We start from the raw sequence: 18,287 nt of genomic DNA, 5'->3' as shown, positions 1-18,287 counted from the left end.
GCGTGCCAGGTCACCAGGGTCGACGCGCCGCAGGCCGAAACGGTTCCCACGGACCGAAAAACACCGACCACTCTCCCGATCCCGCCCGAAGGTGGCAAGGTGGGGGGAGGACGAAGCAGTTCCCCGCGTCTCGGGGCGCACCGAACGTTCATGCCGCTTGAGTGTTTTCAGAGAGAGGAGTAGGCGCCGCCGTACCCGCCCGCCCGCGGGTCCGACGCCCGGCGCCGGACGCACCGATGAAGGGACGTGTACTGGTTGTCGACGACGACCTCGCCCTCGCTGAGATGCTGGGCATCGTTCTGCGTGGAGAGGGGTTCGAGCCCTCGTTCGTGCACGACGGGGACAAGGCCCTGGAGGCCTTCCGCGAGACCAAGCCGGACCTGGTCCTCCTCGACCTGATGCTCCCCGGCGCCGACGGGATCGACGTCTGCCGTCAGATCCGCGCCGAGTCCGGCGTGCCCATCGTGATGCTCACCGCCAAGAGCGACACCATCGACATCGTCCTCGGGCTGGAGTCGGGCGCCGACGACTACATCGTCAAGCCCTTCAAGCCCAAGGAGTTGGTCGCCCGCGTCCGCGTGCGCCTGCGCCGCACCGAGGAGCCCGCGCCCGAGGTGCTCCAGATCGGGGACATCACCATCGACGTCGCCGGGCACGCCGTGCGCCGCGACGGCGAGCAGATCAGCCTCACCCCGCTGGAGTTCGACCTCCTGGTCGCCCTGGCCCGCAAGCCGCGCCAGGTCTTCACCCGCGAGGTGCTCCTGGAACAGGTCTGGGGCTACCGGCACGCCGCCGACACCCGCCTGGTCAACGTCCACGTCCAGCGCCTGCGCGCCAAGATCGAGAAGGACCCGGAGCACCCCGAGGTCGTCGTGACCGTCCGCGGCGTCGGCTACAAGGCCGGAACCGCCTGATCCTCCCGAGCCGCACATGACCGCAGCCACACCAGAGGAGGAGCGGGGGACCGCCTCCGACACGCAGATCCCGCCCTCCGGGCCGTCCACGGCCCGAGGTCGCTGGCGTGACGGCGGCACCGGGCTCACCCGCTCCTACGCGCTCGCCCAGCGCGCCGCCCGCGCCCTGGTGCGCGGCGTCCACAGCAACTGGCGCCGCTCGCTGCACCTGCGGGTCATCTCCACCACCCTGGTGCTGTCCCTGGTGGTCATGGTGGGCCTGGGATACGTGCTCATCTCCCAGGTGCGCGGCGGCCTGCTCGACGCCAAGATCTCCACGGCCGTCACCGACCACCGCGCCGGGCTCAACTACGCGTCGGCCGAACTCCAGGAGAACGAGTCGGGTGACCGCAACCGGCTCATGTACAACCTCGCCAACGAGCTCACCAGCCGCAGCGGCGACACCGGGCTGTACAGCGTGGTCATCCTGCCCTCGGTGGGCGGCGAGGTCGGCTGGGCCACCGGCGAGGGCAGCGTTCCGCAGCGGCTCATCAACCAGGTCCACGAGTCCGAGGTGGACGAGCAGCAGTACCACACGTACACGCGCATCACCACCGACCAGGGCGAGGAACCCGCGCTGGTGGTCGGCGCGCAGCTCACGCGCGCCTACGAGCTGTACTACATCTTCCCGCTCCAGCACGAGCAGCAGATCCTCGACCTGGTCCAGGGCACGGTCGGCCTGGTGGGCGTGCTGCTGGTCATCCTCCTGGGCCTGATCGCCTTCGTCATCACCCGGCAGGTGGTCAGCCCGGTCCGCTCAGCCGCCCAGTCCGCCGAACGCCTCTCCTCGGGCGACCTCACCGAGCGCATGGCCGTACACGGCGAGGACGACCTCGCCCGGCTGGCCCTGTCCTTCAACGACATGGCTGGCAACCTCCAGGAGAAGATCCAGGAGCTGGAGGAGCTGTCCAAGCTCCAGCGCCAGTTCGTCTCCGACGTCTCCCACGAGCTGCGCACCCCGCTGACCACCATCAAGATGGCCGGGGACGTGCTCTTCGACGAGCGCGAGGAGCTCGACCCCACCATGCGCCGCTCGGTGGAGCTGCTGCAGAGCCAGGTGGAGCGGTTCGAGGAACTCCTCTCCGACCTGCTGGAGATCAGCCGCCACGACGCCGGGGCCGCCACCCTGGGCACCGAGTCGCTCGACATCCGCGACGCCGTCATGAAGGCCGTCGGCGACGCCGAGCAGATCGCCGAGCGGCGCGGCATCAAGGTCGTGCTGCGCCTGCCCACCGAGCCCTGCACCGCCGAGTACGACGGCCGCCGCATCAACCGCATCCTGCGCAACCTCGTGGTCAACGCCATCGAGCACAGCGAGGGCCGCGACGTGGTGGTCACCGCCGCCTGCGACCGCGACGCGGTCGCCGTGGCCGTGCGCGACTACGGGGTGGGCCTCAAGGAGGGGGAGGAGCACCTGTGCTTCGACCGCTTCTGGCGCGCCGACCCGGCCCGGGTGCGCACCACCGGCGGCACCGGCCTCGGACTCTCCATCGCCAAGGAGGACGCCACCCTGCACGGCGGCTGGCTCCAGGCGTGGGGGCAGCCCGGCCAGGGCTCCCAGTTCCGCCTGTCCCTGCCGCGCCGCTCCGGCAGCGAGCTGCGCGGCTCCCCCCTGCCGCTGGTGCCGCCGGAGTTCGCGCTGGGCCGCACCTACACCGCCTTCGCCGACAAGGCCGACAAGGGCGACAAGGGCGAGAACGGCAACGGCGCCGTCCGCGCCGAGAAGGTGCCGGCCAGGAACGGCGCGGACACCACGGAGGAGGGCGCGGCCGCCGTCCGCGCCGAGCAGCGCGAGGGCGAGGAGAAGCTGTGACGACACCGCACCGGTTCGGCCGCGCCGCGCGCGCCTGCCTGGCCGCGGCCGTGGCGGCCGTGTCCATGGCGGCCTGCGCGACCGTCCCCACCACCGGCCCGGTCGTGGCCAGCGACGGCAACGAGTCCGAGGGCGACCCCTACGGCGGCTACGTGCGCCTGCTGCCCGCCGGACCCCAGGAGGGCGTGGCGCCGGAGGGCCTGGTCAGCGACTTCCTCAAGGACATGGGCAGCTTCGAGCAGGACTACGAGGCCGCCCGCAGCTACATGCTGTCGAGCACGGACGAGTCGTGGAACCCGGACGGGACGGTCAAGGTCTTCCCCGGCCACGACACCGTCGACCTCGACACCACGATCAGCGGAGACGGGCTCACCGCCACCGTGCGGATGCGCAGCTCACTGGTGGCCACGATCGACGAGGACGGCAGGTACGTCTCCGGCGACTCCGGCCGCCTGCTCGACGAGACCTTCGTCCTGGCCCGGGAGGACGAGGACCCCGAGGGCGAGTGGCGCATCCAGAGCCTGCCGGACGAGCTCGTCCTCAGCCAGCTCGACCTGGAGCGCACCCACCGCCCGTTCAACCTGTACTACTTCAACCCCGACGAGAACGCCCTGGTCCCGGACCCGGTCTACCTGCCCGTCAGCAACGACGAACTCACCCAGCGCCTGCTGCACCGGCTCGTCCGCGGCCCCAGCGCCTGGCTGGAGCCCTCCGTGCACTCCTCGTTCTCCGAGGACGCCGATCCCGAGGTGGAGGTGGACGAGGACCGGGTGACCGTCAGCGTGACCGCCCCCGGCCAGGCCGACGAGTTCGGCATGGGCGCCCAGATCGCCTGGACCCTGCGCCAGCTGCCGGAGATCCAGGAGTTCACGCTGCGGGTGAACGGCAACGAGGTGGACTTCCCCGGGGCCGAGGGCGAGAGCGCCGACCGGCCGCGCCCGGGCAGCACCTACTGGTCGGAGGTCAGCCCCGGCGCGACCTCGCCCGGCGTCCACGTCTACTACTCCCACGAGGGCCAGCTGTGGGCGGCCTCGGACTGGGACACCGACACCTTCGGCAGCGGCGAGCCGGTACCCGGCCCCCTGGGCTCGGGCGAGGTCCCCCTGGGCAGGTTCGCGGTGTCGCTGGACGAGCAGACCATCGCCGGGGTCACCACGGGCGGCCGCAGGGTCGTCACGAGCGAGGCCACCCCGGGCGCCGCCGTCCGGGAGGTCCTGGCCGACGGGGTCTTCACCGAGCTGTCCTGGGACGTCAACGGCGACCTGTGGGTGGTCGAGGAGGTCGACGAGGAGGACGGTGAGGAAGGCGAGGAGGCGCGCGAGGACTCCGACGCCGAGAGCCCCAACCTCAACGGGCCGCCGCCCTCCCCGGGCCCGACGCACCTGTGGCTGCTGCGCGACGGCCACGAGGTGGTCCGCGTGGACGTGTCCGACCTGCGCGACAGGCCGCTGGTGCAGTTCCAGATCTCCCGGGACGGCACCCGCGCCGCGGTGGTGACCGAAGTGGACGGGCGCCGCTCGCTCCAGGTGGGACGCGTGGTGGAGGACGCCGACGGCCAGGTCTCCGTCGAGTCGTTCGTGACCCTGGCCCGCGAGCTGGAGGACGTCACCGACATCTCCTGGCGCTCGGGCGACCAGCTGGTCGTGCTCGGCACCCGCGAGGGCGGTACCAGCCAGGCCCTCCTGGTGTCGCTGGACGGCGGCACGCCGCCCGCCAGTGCCGGGACCCCGGTCGCCAGCATGGTGACCGTCTCCGGAGCCCCTGGCCAGCCCCTGGTGGCCGGTTCGGACGACGGCAACATCTGGGTGTCCAGCGACCCGCTGAACTGGCAGAGCGTCGTGGAGGGCGGCTCACCGTCCTTCCCGGGGGGGGGGGGGGGGCGCCCCCCCCCCCCCCCCCCCCCCCCCCACGAAACAGGGGTGCGCCCGGCGCGGAGGCCTGGAAGGGTGGCGCCATGGACGACCTGACCCGGCTGGGTACGCCGATCGACGCACGCCCCCACTTCTCCGGGGAGCGGGAGGACCTCCTCGCGCTCCTGCGCGGCCTCACCCCCGACGAGTGGCAGGCCGAGGCCGTGACCGGGTGGAGCGCGCGCGACGTGGCCGCCCACCTGCTCGGCGACGACTACTGGCGCATCGCGGGGATGCGCGACCGCTACCGGGCGGCACCGGCCCCGGCGCCCGGGGAGCCGCTGGCGGCGTTCATCCACCGCAACAACCAGGAGTGGGTGCGGGCCACCGCCAGGATCAGCCCGCAGGCGCTGGTCCAGACGCTGGAGATGACCGGACGCGAGCTCGCGCGGCTCTGGCGCTCCGCGGACCCGCACGCCCCGGGTGTCGCCGTCTCCTGGGCGGGCGCCGACCCGGCGCCGGTCTGGCTGGACTGCGCCCGCGAACTCACCGAGAACTGGGCGCACCGGCAGCAGATCCGGCACGCCGCCGGGCGGGCCACCGACCCCGGGCCCGCGGGCTCCCTGGTGCTGGACACCTTCATGCGCGCGCTGCCGCACACCCTGCGCGACGTCCCGGCGCGGACCGGAACGCGCGTGAGCGTGGCCGTGGACGGCCCGGACGGCGGCGAGTGGACCGTCACCCGCACCGGGACCGGGTGGTCGCTGGCCCCCGACGCCGCGGGGGACTCCGGCCCGCCCGCGGCGGCCGTGCGCTGGGACTTCGAGACCGCCTGGCGGCTGTGCGTGCGGGGGATCGAACCCGAGGAGGCCGAGGCCGGGGGAGCCCTCTCGGGAGACTCCGGCCTGGCCCGGGCCTGCTGCCGCATCGTGTCGATCATCCGCTGAGCGCGCGGACCGGCCGCGGCCCGTGCGGCGGCCGGCGGCGGCCTGCGGCGACCGGTCGGTCCGGGCCGTGCCCGGTGCCGGAACCGCGGTGCCGGGACCGGAGCGGGAGCCGGTGAGGGGCGCGGAGGAGGCCTTCGGGGGCGTTGTCCACAGGTCCGGGAAGGGGCTGGCGGAGGCTGTTCCGAACGCCCAACCTTGAGGTATGGACGAACGGACACATCCCACGGGCGTGCTGCGGTGGATACTCGGCGCGCTGCTCGACCTGCTCCTGCCCCAGCCCTGCGCGGCGTGCGCGGGCCCCTCGGGGCCGCTGTGCGCGCACTGCCTCACCGCGCTGCGGCGCCGCCCCCACCGCTGCGCGCCCAGGCCCGGCTGCCCGCCCGTCTGGGCGGCCGGGCCCTACGCCGGGCGCCACCGCGGGGTGCTGCTCACCTACAAGGAGGGCGCTGCGGACGCCCTGGCCGCGCCCCTGGGCGGATGGCTGGCCGCCGCCCACACCGCGTCCGGCCTGGCCCGCCCGGACACCCTGCTCGTCCCCGTGCCCGGGCGGGGCCCGCCGGGCGACCCCCGGGCGCCGGTCACCCGGCTGGCGCGCGCCTGCCTGGCGCAGGCGGGCGGAGCGGGCGCCGGGCGGCTGGCGCCCCTGCTGCGCTATCGGGGCCGTCCCCGGCGCCAGGCCGGTCTGGGGCGGGACGAGCGCCTGGCCAACCGGGCGGGCACCCTCGTCGCGGACCGTCCGCTTCCCCGGGCCCTCGACGCGGCCCCCGGCGCGCGGCCCGGCCCGGAGACCGGGGGAGCCGCGGTCGTGGTGGACGACGTCCTCACCACGGGCGCCACGGTGGCCGAGGCGACCCGCGCCCTGCGGGCCCGCGGGATTCCCGTGGCGGGCGCGGTGGTCCTCCTCGAACGCCTGCCAGGCTCTGGCGGAGGTCCTTCCCGGGAGAAGGAGGCGGGTGGTGCAAGAAGGTTTTACGAACCCTCGTGAACAGGTGAAAAGTCCATGTACAAAGGGGTTTGAGGCAGTTACCGATGAGTTGGGAGGGTGGCTGCTACCTGACATCCTCGCCAGGACAGGTTACGGTCACGGTATGGCACCCGTCCGGGTCCGTGGTTGCGTCGGAGTCTGTGAGCTCCCGGGAACACCGGGGGGCCACTCCGGCAAGCCGATGCCAGGCGCAGGCGAAACGGCCCACGTAAGGCGACTTTTCGTCGACCGATCACGGTGCGCCTTAGAGGTAAGCCCTGCCCCGCGGAGGGTCCAGATGTCCCTCATGACAGGGAGAAGAGCAGTAGTCGCGTACAAGAGCGGCGACACTCTCAGCAGGCGGATGTGGGGACGAAGACCAGGTCGGCCGGACGGGTGGCATCCCATCGTCCGGGGGTTCGCCAACGGCGAACCCCCGGAGACGATCCCCCCGCGTCCCCGCCGCGCGCGTCCCGCCGCGGCCCCGGGCGACCTGCGGTTCATCGAGGGGCGACCCGTCCCGACAGTCCCGGCAGTCCTTTCCTCCACCGCGGCGGCCTTCGCCAATCACGCCCCTGGTACGCGTGATGACACCCCCGCTGGTGGGTATACGCATCTCCAACCGAGCCGTGCCCCCTACAGGACGGGGGCACCAGCGGAAGGGGGCTAGCGCGACACCCCTCCCGCCCCCCTGACGGCGGAAGGGACGCAGAGCCAGCCTGGCCGTCGTCTTCCGGCGGCCACGCGATGAAGGGGGTCCTATGGACATCATCGTCAAGGGTCGACGCACCGGTGTGAGTGAGAAGTTCCGTCAGCACGTCGACAACAAGCTCGACAGGCTCTCCAAGTGGGAGAAGAAGGGCATGACCGTCGACGTGGAGGTGTCCAAAGAGCGCAACCCCAAGCTCGCCGACGTCTGCGAGCGGGTTGAGCTGACCATCCGGACCAACGGTCCGGTCATTCGCAGCGAGGCCGCCGCCTCGGACCGGTACGGCGCCCTCGACCTCGCCCTCGACAAGATCGAGGCCCGCCTGCGCAAGTCCGCGGACCGGCGCAAGGTCCACCGGGGCAACCACGCCCCCGTCTCCGTCGCGTCGGCCACCGCCGACCTCCCCGGAGACCTGCCCTCGTCCGCCACCGCCACCGCGACGCAGGCTCCCCCCGCGCAGCGGCGCAGCGGCGAGGAGGACGTCAACGGCACCGAGCTGGACGGGAGGTTCTCCGACGAGTTCGTCGAACTCGACACCCAGGGAGACGCCCCCGTCGTCGTCCGGGAGAAGTTCCACCGGGCCAAGCCCATGAGCATCGACCAGGCGCTCATGGAGATGGAACTCGTGGGCCACGACTTCTACCTCTTCCACGACGAGGCCAAGGACGCCCCGAGCGTCGTCTACCGGCGCAAGGGCTTCAACTACGGCGTCCTCCGACTGGTCGACTAGGCAGTGTTTTTTTGGACCTCCGCTCCGCTTCGGTCCGTGTTCGGGCGCCCGGAGAACGGGAATCGGGTTGAAGCAGGCACAGCGGTGCCGGAGACGGGTTCAAAGAACAGACCCTAGACGTCCGCGACCGCCCTCGACGGATCCCCCCGCACGAAGCCGCGGCGGGTCCATCCGGACCCGCCGCGGCGGTGTGCGCTCCCCCCGTGCCCGGCGCTCGTCTCCGCCGGTCCGGCCGTCGGCCCGCGCCTACTCGGGCCGGTGCTCGGCGTCCTCCTGCTTGATCCGGTGCAGCGGGGTGTCGTGCGGCTCCTCGGACTCGGCCCGGGGCGTGTCGAGGACGACGTCGCTCATCAGGTCGAAGACCAGGGCCACCACGGCCGCCGCCACCAGCAGGACCGCGGCGACCACCAGCAGGACCACGGACATCCCCATGGCGACGCCGACCCCGCCCACGACGAACCCGGCGCACGCCAGCAGGACCGCCGCCCACGACGACACGCGCCCGCGATGGCTGCTGCTCGGCGCGAGGCTGCCGCCCTGGTGCTGGAACCCCCGGATGCGCCCGAAACGGCTGTCGCCGTCGGGATGCTCCTTCTCCCAGGCCAGCGCGGGGTCGTCGGCCACCGGGTCGCGCCGAAGGACGGGCGACTCCCCGACGAACTCCTTGGCCACGTCGTCGGGAGAACGCGGGGAGGGCGCCGACAGGTCCCTCGCCTCGCGGCCCCCGCCGTCCCGTGTCCCGCGGTCCTTCTTGTCTCGGTTCGTTCGCATGGTGATCCCCCCTGGGAACACGTTCGCGTCCGGTCCGTCCGCGGCCGTTCGGCCGCGGTGCGACCTCCTACCACGTGCCTACCCACGAAAGCCGGGACCCACCGGTGCCCGCTCCGAAAGCGCGGGGAGGCGGGCCGAAAGCGCGGGGAGTCGGTCGGCGTACGCGACCGGCGCCCCGTCCGCGCCGGTATCCGATCCCCCCTGGTACCGGGGCGACGCGAAAAACCCTCCGAGCCCGCTGCCAGGTCTGTGACATGCGGGAACATATCGGTCGGTTCTCTTCGTTGCGCACAGGGAAACGTGCGGTCGGGCCGCTCCACCTGAGAGGGTGGGCGTAGGGTTCGTGTCCTCTAGGATGTAGGGCCGAGGGCCCAGGAACCCCCGCCGTCCTCCGCGGCCACGGGAAAGCGGTCAGCGGGCCTAGATCTGAACTCCACGTGGGTGGAGCCAACCGCGATCTGCGAGGAGCGCATAGGAAGTGCCAGGGATACTCGACAAGCTCCTGCGCGCGGGTGAGGGAAAGATCCTGCGCCGACTCAACAAACTGAAGGACCAGGTCAACTCGCTGGAGGAAGACTACGTCGACCTCACCGACGAGGAGCTGCGCGACCTCACCGGGGAGTACAAGGAGCGCTACGAGGACGGGGAGTCCCTGGACGACCTGCTCCCCGAGGCCTTCGCCACCGTCCGGGAGGCGGCCAAGCGCACCCTGGGCCAGCGCCACTTCGACGTCCAGATCATGGGCGGCGCCGCGCTGCACCTCGGCAACATCGCCGAGATGAAGACCGGTGAGGGCAAGACCCTGACCGGCACCCTCGCGGTCTACCTCAACGCGCTCGCGGGCAAGGGCGTCCACGTCATCACGACCAACGACTACCTGGCCAAGCGCGACGCCCAGAACATGGGCCGCATCTACCACTTCCTCGGCCTCGAGGTCGGTGTCGTCGGACCGCAGATGACCGCGGCCGACCGCCGCGGCGCCTACCAGGCCGACATCACCTACGGCACGAACAACGAGTTCGGCTTCGACTACCTGCGCGACAACATGGCGCTCTCGCTCAAGGACACCGTCCAGCGCGAGCACTACTTCGCCCTGGTCGACGAGGTCGACTCCATCCTCATCGACGAGGCCCGCACCCCGCTGATCATCAGCGGCCCCTCGGAGCAGAACTCCCGGTGGTACGCCGAGTTCGCCAAGATCGCCCCGCGCCTCAAGCGCGAGGAGGACTACGAGGTCGACGAGAAGAAGCGCACCGTCGGCATCACCGAGTCCGGCGTGGCCAAGGTCGAGGACTGGCTGGGCATCGACAACCTCTACGAGGCCGTCAACACCCCGCTCATCAGCTTCCTCAACAACTCCCTCAAGGCCAAGGAGCTGTACAAGCGGGACAAGGAGTACATCGTCAAGGACGGTGAGGTCCTCATCGTCGACGAGTTCACCGGCCGCGTCCTGGCGGGCCGCCGCTACAACGAGGGCATGCACCAGGCCATCGAGGCCAAGGAGCGCGTCAAGATCAAGGACGAGAACCAGACTCTCGCCAAGGTCACCCTCCAGAACTACTTCCGCCTCTACGAGAAGCTCGCCGGCATGACCGGTACCGCCCAGACCGAGGCGGCGGAGTTCACCCAGACCTACAACGTCGGCGTGGTGCCCATCCCCACCAACAAGCCGATGGTCCGTCAGGACGTCAAGGACGTCGTCTACAAGCATGAGGACGCCAAGTTCCAGGCGCTCGCCGAGGACATCGCCGAGCGCCACGAGGCCGGGCAGCCCGTCCTGGTCGGTACCACCAGCGTCGAGAAGTCCGAGCTGCTGTCCCGGATGCTCAAGCGCGAGGGCGTGCCCCACGAGGTCCTCAACGCCAAGAACCACGCCCGTGAGGCCGCGATCATCGCCCGCGCGGGCAAGCTCGGCGCGGTCACCGTCGCCACCAACATGGCCGGTCGCGGTACCGACATCATGCTGGGCGGCAACCCCGACTTCCTCGCCGACGAGGAGCTCCAGGGCCGCGGACTGAGCCCGCTGGAGACCCCCGAGGAGTACGAGGCCGCCTGGCCCGAGGCGCTGGAGAAGGCCAAGGCCGACTACGAGGAGGAGCACGAGAAGATCGTCGAGGCCGGCGGCCTGTACGTGCTCGGCACCGAGCGCCACGAGTCGCGGCGCATCGACAACCAGCTCCGCGGCCGCTCCGGCCGCCAGGGCGACCCCGGCATCTCCCGCTTCTACCTCTCCCTCCAGGACGACCTGCTGCGCCTGTTCAACAGCAGCCGTCTGGAGGCGTTCATGAACCAGCTGAACATCCCGGACGACCAGCCCATCGAGTCCGGCATGGTCAGCAAGGCGATCGCCTCCGCGCAGGGCCAGGTCGAGACGCAGAACTTCGAGATCCGCAAGAACGTCCTCAAGTACGACGAGGTCCTCAACCGCCAGCGCAAGGTCATCTACGCCGAGCGGCGCAAGGTCCTGGAGGGCCAGGACCTGCGCGACCAGGTCATGAGCATGCTGGAGGAGGTCCTGCGCGGCTACGTCGTGGAGGAGACCGCCAACGGCGACCCCAGCGACTGGGACCTCGACAAGCTCTGGCGGGCGTTCAAGCAGGTCTACCCGATCAGCTTCACCGTCGACGAGTTCATCGAGGAGAACGGCGACCTGCACACGCTGACCACCGAGGTGATCTCGGAGCGCGTGGTGGAGGACGCCAACACCGCCTACGAGGCCCGCGAGGCCGAGCTGGGCGAGGAGGCCATGCGCGAGGTCGAGCGCCGGGTCATCCTCCAGGTCATGGACCGCAAGTGGCGTGAGCACCTCTACGAGATGGACTACCTCCAGGAGGGCATCGGGCTGCGCGCCATGGCGCAGCGCAACCCGCTGATCGAGTTCCAGCGCGAGGGATTCGACATGTTCCAGCAGATGCTGGAGGCCATCAAGGAGGAGTCCGTCGGCTACCTCTTCAACGTCGAGGTGCAGGTCCGCAAGAAGGAGGAGCCCGCCCTCACCACGGCCGCCGCGGCCAGGACCGCCGCTGCCGTCGGCGGCTCCGCCAGCGCGACCGCCGTCGCGACCGCGGTGGAGGAGGACGAGGAGGTCCAGGACGCCGCCTCCCCGGTGGAGGAGGCCGAGCCCGCCGAGGACGTGGTCGTCCCCGGCTTCGGCGAGGGCCAGCCCAACCGGCTCCAGTACTCCGCGCCGAGTGAGGACGGCACCGTCGAGCGCCACAGCGAGACGGCCGACGAGTACTCCGGCACGGCGCGCAACGCACCCTGCCCGTGCGGCTCCGGCAAGAAGTACAAGAAGTGCCACGGCGACCCGGCCGCCAAGTAGGCGGGCGGTAGGCCCCGGCGGCAGCCGGAACACGACGCGCTCGGGCGCGGCTCCCACGGGGGCCGCGCCCGAGCGCGTTCGCCGTCCGCTCCGCGGGCGCGCCCGGGCGGCCGCGGACCGCCGCCCGGACACGGGCGTCCGGACTTCAGGCGGGCAGGGGCCGCTCCCGCACGACGTGCTTCATCACCAGCGTCGAACTCAGGTGCTGGACGCCGGGCAGGGTGGCCAGGGACTCGTCGTAGAGCACGCGGAAGGCGGCCAGGTCGGCGCTGACCACGCGCAGCAGGTAGTCGGGGTCGCCGAACAGGCGCTCGGCCTGGACGACCTGGGGGATGTCCTCGACCGCCCGCTCGAAGGCCGCGACGGTGTCCCGGTCCTCCTGGCGCATGGTGACGAAGACCAGCGCCTGGAAGCCCAGCCCCACCGCCTCGGCGTCCACGACCGCGCGGTACCCGCTGACCACCCCGGCGCGTTCGAGTTCGCGCAGTCTGCGGTGGCACGGGGAGACGCTGAGCCCGACGCGGTGGGCCAGTTCGGTGACGCTCAGACGGCCGTCCTCCTGGAGCTCGGCAAGAATCTTCCGGTCGACGTTGTCCATGGAGGAGATTCTTCCACCAACGGCGGTTCCGCCCGCAAGAAGTGGAACCATTTTCGGGCGTTTTATGGCTACTCTTCCCCTCTGAACAGGAGTTTCGAGGAGAGGAGTGGCCGTGGAACCGGCTTCGGTCGCGGCGTTCTGGACGGTGTCGGTCCTGCTGATCCTGGTGCCGGGGGCGGACTGGGCCTACACCATCTCCGCCGGGCTGAGGGACCGCTCGGTGCTCCCGGCGGTGTCCGGGCTGCTGCTGGGCTACGTCGCCCTCACCGGGGTCGTCGCGGGCGGGGTCGCGGCGCTGGTGGCCAGCACACCGGCCGTGCTCACCGGCCTGACCCTGGCGGGCGCCGCCTACCTGGTGTGGCTCGGAGCGGCCACTCTGGCCCGCCCGGCGGTGCCCGGCGCGGGCGGAGCCGCGGTGCCCTCCTCCTGGGGCTCGCGCGTGCTGACCGGTACCGGCGTCAGCGGTCTCAACCCCAAGGCACTGCTGCTGTTCCTGGCCCTGCTGCCGCAGTTCACCGACCCCGCGGGCGGGTGGCCGATGGCCGCGCAGATCGGCACCCTGGGCCTGGTGCACACGGCCAGCTGCGGGGCGGTCTACCTGTGCGTGGGCGTGCTCGCCCGCACGGTGCTGGGAACCCGCCCCGCCGCCGCGCGCGCCGTCAGCCGCTTCTCCGGGGCGGCCATGATCCTCATCGGCGCGGGCCTGATGGCCGAACGCCTCCTCTAGGGCGCGGGCCGCGACCGTCCCCGCGACGCCGCAGCGGTGTCAGGAGGGGCCGCGCCGAAGGGCGAACTCGGCCATCCTCTCCGCGCCGTCCCGCCACTCCTCGCCGTGTCCCACGAGCACGGTCCGCGCTCCCGTGTCCGCGATCGCGCCCAACGACGCCAGCGCGCGCTCCTCGTCCGCGGTCGCCGCTCCCGACACGATCTGCGGTCCGTACGTGCCCCGGTACGGGTTGAGGGTCACCACGGCGTCGCCGGCGATGACCGCTCCGCGGTCCGGGAAGTGCAGGGCGCAGTGGCCGAGAGTGTGACCCGGGGTGGGAACGACCCGCGGCCCCCCGGGCACCGGCAGTTCGCCGTCCCGGAAGCGGTGCACCTCCCTGACCGGCTTCGGCCACCACGCCCGCCGCCCCACGAACGAGGCGACCATCGGAAAGGCCTTCACCTGCGTCAGGAAGTAGGGAGTGCGGGCACGCGCGTGCCCGTACTGGCGGGGATGCCGCGTGAGCGGAACGTCGTTCTCGTGTATGTGGACGGGAACGCCCATCCGGGACCGGATCCGCTCCGCGAACCCGAGGTGGTCGAAGTGCCCGTGCGTCAGCACCAGGGCGCGGATGTCCCGGGGCTGCCGCCCGAGCAGCATCAGGGCCCGCCGCAGGGAGTCCCAGGAGCCCCCCACCCCGGCGTCGACGATCGTCAGCAGCCCTTCGTCCTCGACGATGAACCAGTTGACGTACCCGTCCCGCACGCAGTGGATGCCCTCCGCCACGTCCTTCCTGAACACCGCCCACCTCCCGGGAGGTCGATGAATCCGGTCTGGTGCGTCGGACTGCCCTGACACGAGCGGCCCGAAACCCGCGCACGGGTTTCGGGCCGCGGGCCCGCGGACGTCCCGGCGGATCAGCCTGAGGAACCCGTCCCGCCCTTCGACGAACCTCCGGACTCCGGCGGGTCCTCGCCGGTGTTGGTCTCGGTGTGCGCCCGCACGGTCTCGCCCGGGTCGTCCGGGTCGCGCTCGCGGCCCGGCGTGGGCAGGTTCAAGCGGGTGATGAGCAGGTAGAAGATCCCGAAGTAGGCCGCGAAGTACACCAGGCCCAGCAACAGGGTCAACCCCAGCCCCTGGGTGTTGTCCTTCGTGGCGTTCAACAGCATGTCGATCAGGCCCGCCGAGAACCCGAAGCCCAACTGGGCGTCCACCGCGTTGAGCACCGCCATCGAGACGCCGGTAAGCACCACGTGCACCGCGAACAGCGCCGGGGCCACGAAGATGAACGCGAACTCCACCGGCTCGGTGATGCCCGTCGCGAACGCCGTCAGCGCCGCGGGGATCATGATCGACCCGATCTGCGTCCGCCGGGCCTTGGGCGTGGCCAGCCACATCGCCAGCGCCGCGCCGGGCAGGCCGAACATCAGCACCGGGAAGAACCCGGACAGCAGACCGCCCGCGTCCGGGTCTCCGGCGAAGTAGCGGGTGATCTCGCCGTGCGTCACGGTGCCGTCGGGAGCGGTGTAGGTGCCCGACACGAACCAGATGAACGAGTTCACCACGTGGTGCAGGCCCAGCGGCAGCAGCAGGCGGTTGATCACCCCGTAGGCTCCGGCTCCCACCGCGCCCGCGCCGATGATGCCCTCGCCCAGGTCCTGGATCCATCCGCCCACGACCGGCCAGATGAGGCCGAGCGCCACGCCCATCAACAGACCGGCCAGCGCCGTCACGATCGGCACGAACCTGCGGCCGCCGAAGAAGCCCAGCCAGGTCGGCAGCTTGATCCGGTGGTAGCGCTGCCACAGCACGGCCGCCACCAGGCCCACCGCGATGCCGCCGAGCACGTCGGTCGGGTTCTTCACCGCGTGGTTGATCACCGGCATGACCGCGTTGACGGCCTCGGGATCGGTGACGGGCTGGCGGGTCACCGGGTCCACCGCCAGCGGGTACGTGGTCAGCCGCGACCCCAGGTCGCCCGTGGCACCGTCGAAGGTCACCATCGTCCACGTGGCCACCCGGTCGAACACCAGGTAGCCCACGACCGCGGCCAAGGCCGTCGAACCGTCGGCGCGCTTGGCGAACCCGATCGCCACACCGATCGCGAACAGCAGCGGCAGGGCCTGGAAGACCGCGTCGCCCGCCATGCCGACGGCGCCCGCGACCGGCTCCATCCACCCCATCCCGGAAAGCCCGGCCAGGCCGTCCGCGCCGAGCAGGTCGGGCTGGCCCAGGCGGAGCAGGATCGCGGCGGCGGGCAGGACCGCGATGGGCATCATCAGGCTGCGGCCGAGCCTTTGCAGGACGGCGAGCGTGGACGAGCCGCGCTTGGACCGGCTCGCGCTGCCGCCCGGGGGCTGCGACGCGGTCGGTGTCGGGGTCTGGTCCGAACTCATGGGGGGTCCTTCCTCGGACACGCGCCTCGTGGGCGCGGGACTTCAGTCGCCGTGCCGCCGGGGGTCCAGCCGGGAGTGCAGCTGGTAGCGGTCGGCTCGGTAGGTGGACAGCGCCAGTTCCACGCACTGTCCGTTGGCGAAGCTCCGGCGCTGCATCACCAGCACCGGGCTCCCAGCTGGCAGGCCGAGGAGTCGGGAGTCGGCCGAGTCGCAGATCCCGGCCTCGATGGTCTGTTCCCCGGAATCCAACAGGATGTCGAACTCGTTTTCCAGCACCTCGTAGAGGGACCGTTCGGCGAGGTCGTAGTCCTCCAGGCCCGGGACCATGGCGGCGGGGATGTTGGAGCGCTCCACGGCCATCGGCTCGTCGTCGGCGGTGCGCATGCGCTCGATGTGGTGCACCAGCGTGCCCGGTGCGATGTCGAGCATGCGCGCGGTGTGTCCGCTCGCCGGGATGACCTGGCGGATCAGCTCGCGGGCTCCCGGTTCGAAGCCGCGTGCGCGCATGTCCTCGCTGAAGGAGGCCAGCACCAGGGACATCTCGATCTTGGGACGGGCGATGAAGGTCCCCTTGCCGGGGACCCGGTACAGCCGCCCCTCGGCCACCAGCAGGTCGATGGTCTGGCGGACGGTCATCCGCGAGAGCCCGTAGGTGGCGCTGAGCTCGCGCTCGGAGGGGATCATGTCGTCCACGCCCAGCCCCGCCGCGGTGATCCAGTCCAGGAGCAGGTCGCGCAGTTGGCTGTACTTGGGCAGCGGGTTGCTGGGGTCGATCGACATGGAGCGGGCGGCCTTCTCGGTCGGCGGGTGGGTTGGCGTCAGACCTTAGCGCGGACGGACCCTGCGTGTCCGGCGCACCAGGTCCGGGCACCTCCGGGACGATTCGGGCATGACTGGTATAGTCCGGACTAGACCACAGCTCCGACCGCGTGTCAATCCACCCAAGGGCAGGCGGTTCGCACCTGTTACCTGGGCGGACCGGGGGCCTGTCCGGGAGTCCGCTCCACCCGCGCCACACCCCCGCCCGCCGTCCGCCGGCCCCGACACGCGCTCCGCCGCGTCCACCGCCCGCGCCACCCACAGGAAAGGCCCTCCATGACCACCACGAGCGTGATGCGTTCCGAGATCGCCGAGCAGCCGGAGGCGCTGCGCCGCACCTTCGCCGAACTCCTGCCGCTGCGCCCCCAGATCGAGGCCCTGGGCCGCCGCACCAGGCACGTGCTGTTCATCGCCCGCGGTTCCTCCGACAACGCAGCGGTCTACGGCAGCTACCTCCTCCAGGCGCACACCGGCCGCCTGGCCACCCTGGGCTCGCCGTCCATCGCCACCACCTACGGGGCGCGGATCGACCTGTCCGACGTCCTGGCCGTCGCGATCTCCCAGTCGGGCAAGACCGAGGAGATCGTGGAGACCATGCGCTGGGCCGCCGACTGCGGCGCGCGCACCGTCGGCGTCACCAACGGCGCGGAGTCCCCGCTGGCCCGCGAGGCCGACGTCGCCCTGGTCACCCGCGCCGGGAGCGAGGTCGCGGTGCCCGCCACCAAGACCTACAGCACCCAGCTCGCCGCCCTCGCCGTCCTGGCCCTGGGCCTGGGCGCCGACCTGGACCCCGGCGACCTCACCCGCGTCTGCGAGGGCATCGAGGAGACCCTCACGGCGCCCTCGGACGCCCTGGAGGAGATCGTCGAGCGGATGGTCGCCGTGCAGGGAGCGGTCATCTCCGGCCGCGGCCTGGCCTTCTCCACCGCGCTGGAGGCCGCCCTCAAGCTCAAGGAGGCCTGCTACCTCCACACCATGGGCCTGTCCTACGCCGACCTGCTGCACGGACCCATCGCCGTGGTGGACCCGCGCACCCCCGCCCTGCTGGTGGCCGCGCCCACCGGCCCGACCCTCCAGGGCACGGTCTCCCTCGCCGAGCGCGTCCGCTCGGCCGGGGCGCCGGTCTTCGGCTTCGGCGGCGGCGACGCCCTGGCCGCCGCCAGCGACGTGTCCGTGCCGGTCCCCGACGTGCCCGAGTGGGTGTCCCCGATGAACCTCATCGTCCCCGCCCAGCTGCTCACCGAGCGCCTGGCCCGCCGCCTGGGCTACAACCCCGACGTCCCGCGCGGCCTGAACAAGGTCACGCAGACCTCCTGAGCCGAGGACAACACCCCGTCCGGCCCCCGACCCTGGTGCGCGCGGTGCGCCGCCCCTAAGCTCGCCCTCAGGTTTCGGGTACACCCCGTTCCACGGCAGAACACGGAGGACACATGGCGGACAAGGCAGCGGCGATCGTCGCCGGTCTGGGCGGCGCGGACAACATCGAGGACATCGAGGCCTGCATCACCCGGCTGCGCACCGAGGTGGCCGACCCCGGTCTCGTGGACGAGAAGGCCCTCCAGGCCTCCGGAGCCCACGGCGTGCTGGTCTCGGGCAACGTCGTCCAGGTGGTGGTCGGTCCCGAGGCCGACGCCCTCACCGACGACATCCGGGACCTGCTCTAACAGGCCCCGCCAGGAAGGATCAAACGCCCCAGGGAGGGAAGACAC

14 protein-coding genes and 1 pseudogene are annotated in these 18,287 nt (G+C 71.7%); 10 read left to right on the top strand and 5 right to left on the bottom strand.

The genetic code is table 11. The annotated features are described in order from the left end of the window. Positions 1–236 precede the first annotated feature (236 nt). The 6 genes from mtrA (at position 237) to hpf (ending at position 7,966) form a co-directional block, all read left to right on the top strand. Positions 237–914 (top strand): MtrAB system response regulator MtrA, encoded by a 678-nt coding sequence (mtrA, locus tag PV789_RS23385; RefSeq protein WP_013154750.1) that lies wholly within the window; start codon positions 237–239, stop codon positions 912–914. 16 nt (positions 915–930) lie between these two features. Then, positions 931–2,766: an MtrAB system histidine kinase MtrB gene (gene mtrB, locus PV789_RS23380; protein ID WP_274974572.1), complete on the top strand. Its 1,836-nt coding sequence runs from the start codon at positions 931–933 to the stop codon at positions 2,764–2,766. Next, a complete protein-coding gene (locus tag PV789_RS23375; RefSeq protein WP_274974571.1) occupies positions 2,763–4,733 on the top strand; it encodes an LpqB family beta-propeller domain-containing protein in 1,971 nt (656 codons plus the stop codon). The genes mtrB and PV789_RS23375 overlap by 4 nt, the downstream gene beginning before the upstream one ends. Then, positions 4,721–5,563, top strand: coding sequence for a maleylpyruvate isomerase family mycothiol-dependent enzyme (locus PV789_RS23370; RefSeq protein ID WP_274974570.1), 843 nt, complete (start codon positions 4,721–4,723; stop codon positions 5,561–5,563). Before PV789_RS23375 ends, PV789_RS23370 begins: the two co-directional genes overlap by 13 nt. 202 nt (positions 5,564–5,765) lie before the next feature. Continuing rightward, entirely contained in the window at positions 5,766–6,548 is a 783-nt protein-coding gene (locus PV789_RS23365; protein ID WP_274974569.1) for a ComF family protein, read from the top strand. Between the two features lie 740 nt (positions 6,549–7,288). Continuing rightward, the gene (hpf, locus tag PV789_RS23360; RefSeq protein WP_274974568.1) at positions 7,289–7,966 is read left to right on the top strand and encodes a ribosome hibernation-promoting factor, HPF/YfiA family; all 678 of its coding nucleotides are present in this window, start codon (positions 7,289–7,291) and stop codon (positions 7,964–7,966) included. 246 nt (positions 7,967–8,212) lie between these two features. Here the strand turns inward: hpf and PV789_RS23355 are convergent, their stop codons facing one another. Beyond that, positions 8,213–8,737 (bottom strand): hypothetical protein, encoded by a 525-nt coding sequence (locus PV789_RS23355; protein ID WP_274974567.1) that lies wholly within the window; start codon positions 8,735–8,737, stop codon positions 8,213–8,215. Positions 8,738–9,215: 478 nt separating this feature from the next. Between PV789_RS23355 and secA the strand changes: the two genes are divergently transcribed. Beyond that, positions 9,216–12,059, top strand: coding sequence for a preprotein translocase subunit SecA (gene secA, locus PV789_RS23350; protein WP_274974566.1), 2,844 nt, complete (start codon positions 9,216–9,218; stop codon positions 12,057–12,059). Between the two features lie 145 nt (positions 12,060–12,204). On the opposite strand, the gene PV789_RS23345 is transcribed toward secA, so the two are convergent. Next, a complete protein-coding gene (locus tag PV789_RS23345) occupies positions 12,205–12,657 on the bottom strand; it encodes an Lrp/AsnC family transcriptional regulator (RefSeq protein WP_013154742.1) in 453 nt (150 codons plus the stop codon). Between the two features lie 112 nt (positions 12,658–12,769). Here PV789_RS23345 and PV789_RS23340 point away from each other — a divergent pair, with 112 nt between their 5' ends. After that, positions 12,770–13,384, top strand: a complete 615-nt coding sequence (locus PV789_RS23340) for a LysE family translocator (protein WP_274974565.1) — start codon at positions 12,770–12,772, stop codon at positions 13,382–13,384. A gap of 39 nt (positions 13,385–13,423) precedes the next feature. Here the strand turns inward: PV789_RS23340 and PV789_RS23335 are convergent, their stop codons facing one another. From PV789_RS23335 to PV789_RS23325, 3 genes are all read right to left on the bottom strand, one after another. Continuing rightward, on the bottom strand, positions 13,424–14,164 hold the full coding sequence (locus tag PV789_RS23335) for an MBL fold metallo-hydrolase (RefSeq protein ID WP_274974564.1): 741 nt from the start codon (positions 14,162–14,164) through the stop codon (positions 13,424–13,426). Between the two features lie 116 nt (positions 14,165–14,280). After that, the gene (locus PV789_RS23330; protein WP_274974563.1) at positions 14,281–15,759 is read right to left on the bottom strand and encodes a PTS transporter subunit EIIC; all 1,479 of its coding nucleotides are present in this window, start codon (positions 15,757–15,759) and stop codon (positions 14,281–14,283) included. Between the two features lie 42 nt (positions 15,760–15,801). Continuing rightward, on the bottom strand, positions 15,802–16,539 hold the full coding sequence (locus PV789_RS23325; protein WP_013154738.1) for a GntR family transcriptional regulator: 738 nt from the start codon (positions 16,537–16,539) through the stop codon (positions 15,802–15,804). Positions 16,540–16,854: 315 nt separating this feature from the next. On the opposite strand from PV789_RS23325, the gene PV789_RS23320 reads away from it, so the two are divergent. Both PV789_RS23320 and PV789_RS23315 read left to right on the top strand, forming a co-directional pair. Then, the gene (locus PV789_RS23320; RefSeq protein ID WP_274974562.1) at positions 16,855–17,895 is read left to right on the top strand and encodes an SIS domain-containing protein; all 1,041 of its coding nucleotides are present in this window, start codon (positions 16,855–16,857) and stop codon (positions 17,893–17,895) included. 101 nt (positions 17,896–17,996) lie between these two features. Further along, positions 17,997–18,242 (top strand): annotated as a pseudogene (locus tag PV789_RS23315) (PTS sugar transporter subunit IIB); the annotation flags it as partial. Positions 18,243–18,287: the final 45 nt, after the last annotated feature.

It is taken from the genome of Nocardiopsis camelliae, from assembly GCF_028993595.1.
In the GTDB taxonomy this organism is placed as follows: Bacteria; Actinomycetota; Actinomycetes; order Streptosporangiales; family Streptosporangiaceae; genus Nocardiopsis; species Nocardiopsis dassonvillei.
Note: the sequence above shows the minus strand (reverse complement) of the source record. Positions and strands in the feature narration are given on the sequence as shown.

Bases quoted from the DNA above. Each gene is read 5' to 3' on its own strand.
- mtrA (WP_013154750.1), top strand. From the start codon at position 237: ATGAAGGGACGTGTACTGGTTGTCGACGACGACCTCGCCCTCGCTGAG.
- mtrB (WP_274974572.1), top strand. From the start codon at position 931: ATGACCGCAGCCACACCAGAGGAGGAGCGGGGGACCGCCTCCGACACG.
- PV789_RS23370 (WP_274974570.1), top strand. From the start codon at position 4,721: ATGGACGACCTGACCCGGCTGGGTACGCCGATCGACGCACGCCCCCAC.
- PV789_RS23365 (WP_274974569.1), top strand. From the start codon at position 5,766: ATGGACGAACGGACACATCCCACGGGCGTGCTGCGGTGGATACTCGGC.
- hpf (WP_274974568.1), top strand. From the start codon at position 7,289: ATGGACATCATCGTCAAGGGTCGACGCACCGGTGTGAGTGAGAAGTTC.
- PV789_RS23355 (WP_274974567.1), bottom strand. From the start codon at position 8,737: ATGCGAACGAACCGAGACAAGAAGGACCGCGGGACACGGGACGGCGGG.
- PV789_RS23345 (WP_013154742.1), bottom strand. From the start codon at position 12,657: ATGGACAACGTCGACCGGAAGATTCTTGCCGAGCTCCAGGAGGACGGC.
- PV789_RS23330 (WP_274974563.1), bottom strand. From the start codon at position 15,759: ATGAGTTCGGACCAGACCCCGACACCGACCGCGTCGCAGCCCCCGGGC.
- PV789_RS23325 (WP_013154738.1), bottom strand. From the start codon at position 16,539: ATGTCGATCGACCCCAGCAACCCGCTGCCCAAGTACAGCCAACTGCGC.
- PV789_RS23320 (WP_274974562.1), top strand. From the start codon at position 16,855: ATGACCACCACGAGCGTGATGCGTTCCGAGATCGCCGAGCAGCCGGAG.